Annotated in this window: 2 protein-coding genes; both read right to left on the reverse strand. The window is 28.8% G+C overall.

Annotation, left to right across the window (positions count from 1 at the left end; genetic code table 11):
- Positions 1-547 (reverse strand): hypothetical protein (locus FZ949_RS09180; protein ID WP_222862788.1); only part of this gene is annotated, 547 nt, incomplete at its 3' end.
- Positions 540-1399: glycosyltransferase (locus FZ949_RS09185; protein WP_222862789.1), on the reverse strand; the 860-nt coding region annotated here is incomplete at its 5' end. The genes FZ949_RS09185 and FZ949_RS09180, both read right to left, overlap by 8 nt.

Consider the following 1399-nt stretch of genomic DNA (forward strand, 5'->3'; position numbering starts at 1 on the left):
TATTATCTGTATCTAATAAACTAAAAAGTTTGCTAGTATACTTTTTAGTTTCGATATAAAATCTATTTTTGTCCGGAATAGAATAATACTTATCAATCAAACGTATCTTTGGCGAAAATTCAAATGTATCTTGTTTTAAGATTTTTTTTATCCCAAGCTGCATAATCGGGTAAAGTTTAAAGTACCATAGTTTCAAAAAACTATTATTTACCTCATAATCACTCAATGCTTTTTTAAATCTTGCATCAACTAAAGAATTAATATATTCATTTGAATATTTAATAAAATTTTCACCAAAAAATTTATTATAAAAAGCACTATGGGTTTTTATATATTTAATAAATTTGCTGATTGCCATACTAACTTTAGATCTATGATTTCCATCTATTAAATAATACTCTAGATCAGATACCCCATCATAGTCTTGCAAGAACCAAAATTCAGCATCACCCATAGAAATTCCAGAATCAAACTCTTTAAGTAGATCAGTTATGGCACTACTGCCCGTACCACCATAGCCAGTAGAGGTAATTATTTGTTTATGCATTATTCTTTCCTAAAATTGGCTTCCATTTAGGTGATATATTTTCTATATGAAATTTCTTTGCATACTCTTTAGACATTTTTCCAAACTCTAGTCTAAGATTAAAATCATCTATCAATTTCTTTAAATTTGTCGATAAAGTAGCAATATCTCCAGTGCGACACACTAGTCCATTTTTGCCATGTTTGACTAAAAATTTAGCTCCGACATTATCAAAGGCTACTATGGGCAAGCCACACTCCATGGCCTCTATTACAACCATACCATAGCCTTCTTCTATGGAAGACATTACATAAATTGAACTATCAATATAGTATTGTTTAATATCGAATTGCTGTGGTATAAATTCAATATTTCTTGTATCAAGCTCTTCACATATTCTTTTGAGATTATCTTCTTCCTGTCCGCTGCCGATAATCCTCAGTCTCCACCCTCCAACATCATCACAAATTATTTTCCATGATTTTATCAATAAATCAAATCCTTTCACTTTGTCAAGTCTTCCTACAGCTAAAACATTTTTTTGCATCAAATTACTAGGATTTTTAACATAAAAAGTGACTGGATTTGGTATATACACTATTTTACTTGCGATCTCTTGCCAATAATCTTTAAAAATTTTATCAATTATTTTTCTTTTAAATGTTTTCTTAACGGTAGAACTATCAAAACTATCGTAATCATTATGTAATGCAATAACATTATCAAACGTACAAGCTATCATATAATTTTTAAAATTATCATACAGTGTTATAAAATCACTACTTCCACCATGAGCAAAATAAACCAATTTTATACTTTTATCTATCAAACCTATTTTTTTGAGTAAATACAGGTATGGTATATATAGGGCTT

The sequence above is a fragment of the Campylobacter concisus genome, assembly GCF_902460545.1.
GTDB lineage: Bacteria > Campylobacterota > Campylobacteria > Campylobacterales > Campylobacteraceae > Campylobacter_A > Campylobacter_A concisus_AE.